This is a genomic window from Phenylobacterium sp. CCH9-H3, from assembly GCF_001557235.1.
In the GTDB taxonomy this organism is placed as follows: Bacteria; Pseudomonadota; Alphaproteobacteria; order Caulobacterales; family Caulobacteraceae; genus Phenylobacterium.
Window position 1 is genome coordinate 1 of the sequence record NZ_LSJI01000031.1, and the last position, 7,791, is coordinate 7,791.

The following is a 7,791-nucleotide window of genomic DNA, read 5'->3' on the forward strand; positions in this document are numbered from 1 at the left end:
TTCATCGCCATCTGGGCCGGCGGGTCGGTGGGCGTCAGCGGGGCGGCGGCCACCTGGCTGGTGGTGGAGCCGGGCGTCAGTTCCGGCACGCCGTCCGCGGTGTCGCGGCTCATGTACCAGCCGGTGGCGCCCAGGGCGCCCAGGGCCACGACCCCGGCCGCGATGGCGGCCGGCGCCACTCCGTTCGACCTGGCCGCGCGGGCGGACGGCGACGCGCCGCGGCCGACGCCGATGGGCGCGACGAGGCCCGCCTCGGCTTCACGCTCGCGCGCCGGCTCGCTCGCCAACGTCGACGGCGTGGTCGTGTTCATCGCCGCGTACTCCGAGCGCGCGTAGTCACGGTCGGCCGGGCTCCGGTCCACGGGCGTGTCCAGCACCATCGGTTCTTCGTCGTCACGCGTGGCGGCGAAGCTGCGAGGTTCCGGCGCCACAGGCGTTTCAGCGGCCGGGGCGGCCGCGCGGCGGGCGCCGAAGCCCTTGCGCTTGCGGCTCCGTTCCCACACCGGCTGGGCGGCGAACATCACGCCTTCCTGGTCGGTGATCGGCTTGTCGGACTCGCGTCCGTTGAAGTCCATCGACATTTCGTCCCTCCAAGGATGTGTCGGAGGAAACAAACGGTGTTGTAGCGATCGGGTTCCGGGAAAGCTTCGCCGTTGGTCGCAGGATTACTTCGGATAGCATATCTATACATTATCGAGTGGACCGAAATCTAGACCATATCTCGCCAATTCTCCGCCACAATCGAGCCGCCCGGGACTCCCGGGAGAAGGGGTGAAGCGCAGCTCCCGTTCGGCGGCGCTTGACCGGTCGCACCGGCGCTCGCCAAGGTCGGGGGGACTGGAGGTGCGGATGCGGCTCAATGCCAGGCTCAAGCGCGACTGGCGGTTCTGGAAAGGACTCAGCAGGACCCTGAAGCGGGTCAAATCCATCGCCCGGGATTCGGACAACCTGATCTGCGACGACCTGGAGTCCGCCGTGGCCCAGTGGCGCGATCGGCCGGCCATGACGTTCGAGGGGCGCACGGTCACCTATGGCGAGCTGGACGGCATCGCCAACCGCTATGCGCACTGGGCCAAGGGCCTGAACCTGCGCCGCGGCCAGACGGTGGCGCTCTTCATGCCCAACCGGCTGGAGTATTTCGCCATCTGGTACGGCCTGTCGAAGGTCGGCGTGGTCACCGCCCTGATCAACAATCAGCTCACCGGCCTGCCGCTGGCGCATTGCCTCAGCATCTCGGGCGCGAACCACATCCTGGTCGACAGCGAGACCTCTCCGGTCTTCGAACAGGCCAAGCCCCTGGTCGAACGGCCGATGCAGCAGTGGGTGCTCGGTCCCGCGCAAGGCGATCAGCGCGACCTGGTCCAGGCTCTGAAGAGCTGCAGCCAGCTTGCGCCGGATCGGTCGGTCCGCGAGGACATGACCGCCAGCGACACGGCTCTCCTGATCTACACGTCCGGCACCACGGGCCTGCCCAAGGCGGCGCGGATCACTCACATGCGCGCCCAGCTCTATATGCGCGGCTTCGCCGGCTCGACCGGCGCCACCGACAAGGACCGCATCTACGTCGCCCTGCCGCTCTACCATGCCACCGGCGGCCTCTGCGCCCTGGGGGCGGCCCTGCTCAACGGCGGTTCGGTCGTCCTGCGGCGCAAGTTCTCGGCCAGCCACTTCTGGAGCGAGATCGCCCAGGAGCGCTGCACCATGTTCGTCTACATCGGCGAGCTCTGCCGCTATCTGGTGAACCACGAACCGGTCGAGGACGAGACCCGGCACAAGATCCGCATGGCCTTCGGCAACGGCCTGCGCCCGGACGTCTGGCCGACCCTGAAGCAGCGCTTCCGCATTCCCGAGATCCTGGAGTTCTACGGCTCCACCGAGGGCAATGTGTCGATGTTCAACTTCGACGGCCGCGAGGGCGCCATCGGCCGGATCCCCAAGTGGCTCCGCAAGCGCTTCAACGTCCGGCTCGTGCAGTACGACGTGGAGGCCGAGCAGGTGATCCGCGGAACCGACGGCCTGTGCATCGAATGCGGCCCGGGACAGGTGGGCCAATGCGTGGGCCTGATCGGCGGCGGCGACGCGCGCAGCGAGTTCTCCGGCTATCTCGACAAGGCCGCCTCCGAGAAGAAGGTGCTGCAGAACGTCTTCGTCCGCGGCGACGCCTGGTTCGCCACCGGCGACCTGATGAAGATGGACGCCGATGGCTATTTCTACTTCGTCGACCGCATCGGCGACACCTTCCGTTGGAAGGGCGAGAACGTCTCCACCAACGAGGTGGCCGAGCGGCTGCAGGCGTTCCCGGGGGTCGCCCAGGCCAACGTCTATGGCGTGGCGGTGGACGGCGCCGACGGGCGGGCGGGGATGGCGGCGATCGTCGTCGACGGGGCCTTCGACGCCAAGTCGTTCGGCGAACACGTCACCCGCGAGCTGCCGATCTACGCCCAGCCGCTGTTCGTCCGCATCCTGCCGTCGCTGGACACCACCGGCACCTTCAAGATCCGCAAGGTCGACCTCGTGGCTGACGGCTACGATCCCGCCAGGATCAAGGGGCCGCTCTTCTTCCACGACGCCAAGAAGGGCTATGTGAAGCTCACCAAGTCGGTGTGGGACCGGCTGGCCGCCGGAGCGATCAAGATCTAGGGCGGGGCGCCCGCCAGCGGCAGTTCGATGTGGCAGACGAGGCCCTCCGGCGCGAAGTCCAGGCGCGCCGAGCCGCCCAGGGCGCCCGTCAGGCTGCGCTCGATCAGGCGGGAGCCGAAGCCCACCCGCGTGGGCGGCGCCACCGGTGGTCCCCCGCGCTCCCGCCAGGTCAGGCTGAGCCGCCCGTCCGCCACGCGCCAGGACACCTCCACGCAGCCCTCGCCCTCCGACAGCGCGCCGTACTTGGCCGCGTTGGTGGCCAGCTCGTGGACCACCAGGCCCAGCGCCAGCGCCTCGCTGGGGGCCAGGTCCACGCCCTCGCCGTCCAGTTCGTAGCGGCTCGGCGCATACGGCTTCAGCTCCACCAGCAGCACGTCCCGCAGGTCCGCGCCGCGCCAGCTCGTGGCCGTCAGCAGGTCGTGAGTGGCCGAGAGGGCGATCAGCCGCGCCTCGAACGCTTGGCGGAACGCTCCCGGCTCCGGCGTCGCGCGCAGGGTCTGGCTGGCGATCGCCTGCACCGTGGCCAGGCTGTTCTTCACGCGGTGGTTCAGCTCGTCCACCAGCAGCTTCTGCTGTCGCTCGGCCAGCACCCGGTCGGTCACGTCGCTGCCCTCGACGAACACCCCCGAGACCTCCCCGCCCGGCAACAGCAGCGGCTGGTAGATGAAGTCGACGAACCGCTCCTCCAACGGCGCGTCCGCCGTCCGCCGCAGCCGCACGCTGAGCGCCTTGCCGATGTAGGGTTCCCGCCGCGCCATCACCCCGTGCAGCAGCTCCACGAAGCCCTGCTCGCGCACCTCGGGCAGGGCTTCGTCGATCGTCCGGCCGATCACATGCCGGTGGCCGATCAGCTGCTGGTAGGCGTTGTTCACCAGGGCGAACCGCAGCTCCGGCCCCGCCAACACGGCCATGAACCCCGGCGCCTGCATGAACAGGTCGCGCAGGTCCTGGGTCTCGCGCATCAGGCTGAGGTTCGCCGCCTCCACCTCCCGCGCCCGCTGCAGCAGCTGCGACTCGCCCGGCGCCGGCGGCCCGCCCGGGCCGAACGCCATGGCCTTCAGCTGCTGCAGTTCGGTGACGTCCACGGTGTTCTGGACGATGAACGCCACCTGGCCGTCCGGGCCCAGCAGCGGCACGTGCGCCGCCGACCAGTAGCGCATCTCGAATCCGCCGCCGCGGCTGGCCGGCCGCTCGATGGCGTAGGGGATCAGGGGCAGGGAGTCGGCCCGGCCGGTGTCCAGCACCCGCTGGAACGAGGCCCGCAGCCGCCGTCCGCTCTCGCCGCCGTCCGGAAAAGCCTCGAACAGGTTGCGCCCGATCAGCTCCTCGCGCCGGCGCTCCAGCACCGCGCAATAGGCCTCGTTCACCTCCACGTAGCGGAAGTCGCGGTCCAGGATCATGTACGGGCTGGGCAGCACGTGGAACAGCGCGCCAAAGTCCGGCTGGACGGCCGTCGGCTGCAGGCCCTGAAAGCTGGCGTCCATGCCGGTCCGTTCCCCCTTCGGCGCACAACGCGCTAAGGCCAAGCCTGTTCCCGCGCGCCGGCCGCCCCTGCCGGAGCGCCCGGACTCGCCTATATTGACGCCATGCTCGAAGGTCCCCCGTCGCTTACAAATGAGGCTCCGCCCCTGAAAGGCGCCGCGCTCATCAGGGACGAGGTCCGCCGGCTGCCCGACAAGCCGGGCGTCTATCGCATGATCGGCGAAGACGGCGAGGTGCTCTATGTGGGCAAAGCGCGCAGCCTGAAGAAGCGCGTCACCCAGTACGCCCAGGGCCGCTTCCACACCCAGCGCATCGCCCACATGGTCGACGCGACCCGGTCGATGGAGTTCGTCACCACCCGCACCGAGACCGACGCCCTGCTGCTCGAGATCAACCTGATCAAGCAGCTGAAGCCCCGCTTCAACGTCCTGCTGCGCGACGACAAGTCCTTCCCCGAGATCGTCATCCGCCGCGAGCACCCGGCCGCCCAGCTGCGCAAGCACCGCGGCGCCCACACCATCAAGGGCGACTACTTCGGCCCCTTCGCCTCGGCCTATTCGGTCAACAAGACGCTCAACACCCTGCAGAAGGCCTTCCTGCTGCGCTCTTGCTCCGACAGCGTGTACGAGACCCGCACGCGCCCCTGCATGCTGCACCAGATCAAGCGCTGCGCCGCCCCGTGCACCGGCCTCGTCTCGCTTGAGGACTACGGCAAGCTGGTGGACGAGGCCGAGGCCTTCCTGCGCGGCAAGAGCCGGGCGGTGATGCAGCGGATGGCCGCCGAGATGCAGGCCCTCTCCGACGACATGGAGTTCGAGCGCGCCGCGCGCCTGCGCGACCGCATCCGCGCCCTGGCCTCGGTCGCCCAGGAACAGCAGATCAACCCCGAGACCCTGGAGGAGGGCGACGTCTTCGCCCTCCACGCCGAGGGCGGCCAGGCCTGCGTCCAGGTCTTCTTCTTCCGCGCCGGCCAGAACTGGGGCAACCGCGCCTACTTCCCCCGCGTCGACCGCTCCGACGAGGACGCCGACATCATGGGCGCCTTCCTGGGCCAATTCTACGACGACAAGCCGATCCCCAAGGCGATCCTGGTCAATATCGAGCCGGCCGAACGCGAGCTGCTCTGCGAGGCCTTCGCCCAGAAGTCGGGCCGCAAGGTCGAGATCCTGCGCCCCCAGCGCGGCGAGAAGAAGCAGCTGGTCGAGCACGCCTTCACCAACGCCCGCGAGGCCCTGGGCCGCAAGATGGCCGAGAGCTCGGCCCAGTCCAAGCTGCTGGCCGGGGTGTGCGAGGCCTTTGGCCTGGAGGCCATGCCCGAGCGGATCGAGGTCTACGACAACAGCCACATCATGGGCACGAACGCGGTCGGCGGCATGATCGTGGCCGGTCCCGACGGCTTCCAGAAGAGCCAGTACCGCAAGTTCAACATCAAGAGCACCGAGATCACCCCCGGCGACGACTTCGGCATGATGAAGGAGGTGCTGCGCCGCCGCTTCTCGCGCCTGGTCAAGGAAGAGGAGGAGGGGGAGGGCGCCGTCCGCCCCGACCTCGTCCTGCTCGACGGCGGCGCCGGCCAGTTGGCCGCGGCGCTGGAGATCATGGCCGACCTCGGCGTCGACGACATCCCCGTGGTCGGCGTCGCCAAGGGCCTGGACCGCGACGCCGGGATGGAACGCTTCTTCGTCCCCGGGAAGGAGCCCTTCCGCTTCGACCACAAGTCCCCGGTGCTCTACTACCTCCAGCGCCTCCGCGACGAAGCCCACCGCTTCGCCATCGGCAGCCATCGCACGCGCCGGGCCATCGACATGAAGCGCAATCCCCTCGACGAGATCGACGGGGTCGGCCCCGGCCGCAAGCGCGCCCTGCTCCACGCCTTCGGCTCCGCCAGAGGCGTCAGCCGCGCCAGCGTCGACGACCTCGCCAAGGTGGAAGGCGTCAGCCAGCAGCTGGCCGAGCGGATCTACGGCTACTTCCGGAAGGAGTAGGGGCCTACGCCGGCCCCACCCGCCGGCGCGCGCCCTCGAACGCGGCCACGAAGTCCATGAAGGCCCGCACGCGCGGCTCGTGGCGGATGCGCTCGTGGGTGGCCAGCCAGGTCTCCACCTCCATGCCCGGCGTCACCAGGCACAGCGACAGGTCCCGCTCCCGGTCCGGCGTGAAGAACGCGGCCGGCAGCATCACCAGTCCCAGTCCGTGGCGCGCATTCGCCACCATGTTCGACACCGTCGACGACCGGTACTCGAACCGCGCCCTGGGGGCGAACTGCCGGATGATCGGCTCGACCAGCGCATACGGCCCCTCGCCGCAGACGAAGACGTGGTCGTTCAGGTCCGCCATGGACTGCGGCCGGCCGTGCGCCGCGAAATAGGCCTCGGCGCCGAATATCCCGACGGCGGAACCCATCAGCCGCCGCGCCACCACGCCGGCCTCCGCGGGCCGCCCGCCGCCGCGGATGGCCACGTCCGCCTCGCCGCGCGACAGGTCCAGCGTCTCGTCGGTCACGATGACCTCCACGCGCACATGCGGGTACTGGGCGCTGAACTCCCGCAGCGCCGGGGCCAGGCCGTAGTTGGCGATGATCTCGTTGGTGGTCACCCGCAGCGTCCCAGAGACCCGCCGCGCCTCGGCGCGAGCCGCCGACTCCAGATCGCGCGCGGCCGCCTCCACGGCCTCGAACCGCGCCATCAGCGCCTGACCCTGGTCGGTCAGGTGAAGGCCCGCCGCGCTGCGCTCGAACAGGCTCGCGCCCAGGGCCGCCTCCAGCGCGGCGATGCGGCGGCCGATCGTCGGCTGGCTCACCTTCAGCGCCCGCGCGGCGGCCAGGGCGCTGCCGCTGCGCGCCGCGGCCAGCACGAAGCGCACATCGTTCCAGTCGAACTCGGCCATGCTCAACATTTCTGTAGAGCCTAGGCTCAAGCTTGTCGATTGAGCGCTAACGTTCGCGCAACTATTCGGACGCCGCGACGAAGGACCTGCGACGTGAAACTCTACTACGATCCCATCTCGACCACCTCGCGGCCGGTCATGCTGTTCCTCGCGGAACACGACCTGCCGGCAGAGCTCGTGCGGGTGGAGATCCTCGCCGGCGAGATCCGCAGCGAGGCCTTCGCGGCGCTCAACCCCAATTGCGCCGTACCGGTGCTGGAGCACGACGGCTTCGTCCTGACCGAAGGCTCGGCCATCCTCAAATACCTGGCCGACCTCGCCGGCTCGAAGACCTATCCGGCCGAGCTGCGCGCCCGCGCCCGGGTCAACGCGGCCATGGACTGGTTCAACACCGGCCTCTCCAAGGACCTGAACGGCGACTACGTCTATCCGCGCCTGCTGCCCGAGACCGCGCTGCCGCCCGCCCTGCAGGCCGAGGTCTCCCGCCGCGGGCTGGAGCGGGCGCAGCACTGGCTCCGCGTCCTCGACAGTCACATGCTGGGCGATAGCCCGTACGTCTGCGGCGCGGAGCTCTCCATCGCCGACTACCTGGGCGCGGTCTACGTCGGCCTGTCGCAGGCCGTCGCCTTCGACGTGACGCCCTGGCCCAAGGTGGCCGGGTGGATGGACCGGATGCGCGCCCGGCCCGCCTGGGACGAGGTCCACGCCGCCTTCTACGGCTTCGCCGCCTCCCGCCGGGAGCTCCGCGAGGCCGGCTGAGCCGCCCCGTCCCTGTCTCTTATA

6 protein-coding genes are annotated in these 7,791 nt (G+C 69.7%); 3 read left to right on the top strand and 3 right to left on the bottom strand.

The genetic code is table 11. From position 1 onward, the window contains the following. A partial coding sequence (locus AX721_RS02430; RefSeq protein ID WP_156466970.1) for a hypothetical protein occupies positions 1-581 on the bottom strand: 581 nt, incomplete at its 3' end. Between the two features lie 268 nt (positions 582-849). Between AX721_RS02430 and AX721_RS02435 the strand changes: the two genes are divergently transcribed. Beyond that, on the top strand, positions 850-2,640 hold the full coding sequence (locus AX721_RS02435; protein WP_068874395.1) for a long-chain-acyl-CoA synthetase: 1,791 nt from the start codon (positions 850-852) through the stop codon (positions 2,638-2,640). Here AX721_RS02435 and AX721_RS02440 read toward each other — a convergent pair. Then, positions 2,637-4,124 (bottom strand): sensor histidine kinase, encoded by a 1,488-nt coding sequence (locus AX721_RS02440; protein ID WP_068874397.1) that lies wholly within the window; start codon positions 4,122-4,124, stop codon positions 2,637-2,639. The two genes, AX721_RS02435 and AX721_RS02440, sit on opposite strands and share 4 nt — an antisense overlap. Before the next feature lie 102 nt (positions 4,125-4,226). Here AX721_RS02440 and uvrC point away from each other — a divergent pair, with 102 nt between their 5' ends. Further along, positions 4,227-6,107 (top strand): excinuclease ABC subunit UvrC, encoded by a 1,881-nt coding sequence (uvrC, locus tag AX721_RS02445; protein ID WP_068874399.1) that lies wholly within the window; start codon positions 4,227-4,229, stop codon positions 6,105-6,107. Positions 6,108-6,111: 4 nt separating this feature from the next. Here uvrC and AX721_RS02450 read toward each other — a convergent pair whose 3' ends face one another. Beyond that, positions 6,112-7,008 carry a LysR family transcriptional regulator gene (locus AX721_RS02450; protein ID WP_068874400.1) on the bottom strand — a complete coding sequence of 299 codons (897 nt, stop codon included), beginning with the start codon at positions 7,006-7,008 and terminating at the stop codon, positions 6,112-6,114. Positions 7,009-7,101: 93 nt separating this feature from the next. Here AX721_RS02450 and AX721_RS02455 point away from each other — a divergent pair, with 93 nt between their 5' ends. After that, positions 7,102-7,767 carry a glutathione S-transferase family protein gene (locus tag AX721_RS02455; protein ID WP_068874402.1) on the top strand — a complete coding sequence of 222 codons (666 nt, stop codon included), beginning with the start codon at positions 7,102-7,104 and terminating at the stop codon, positions 7,765-7,767. The last annotated feature ends 24 nt before the right edge of the window (positions 7,768-7,791 follow it).

Bases quoted from the DNA above. Each gene is read 5' to 3' on its own strand.
- AX721_RS02440 (WP_068874397.1), bottom strand. From the start codon at position 4,124: ATGGACGCCAGCTTTCAGGGCCTGCAGCCGACGGCCGTCCAGCCGGAC.
- AX721_RS02435 (WP_068874395.1), top strand. From the start codon at position 850: ATGCGGCTCAATGCCAGGCTCAAGCGCGACTGGCGGTTCTGGAAAGGA.
- uvrC (WP_068874399.1), top strand. From the start codon at position 4,227: ATGCTCGAAGGTCCCCCGTCGCTTACAAATGAGGCTCCGCCCCTGAAA.
- AX721_RS02450 (WP_068874400.1), bottom strand. From the start codon at position 7,008: ATGGCCGAGTTCGACTGGAACGATGTGCGCTTCGTGCTGGCCGCGGCG.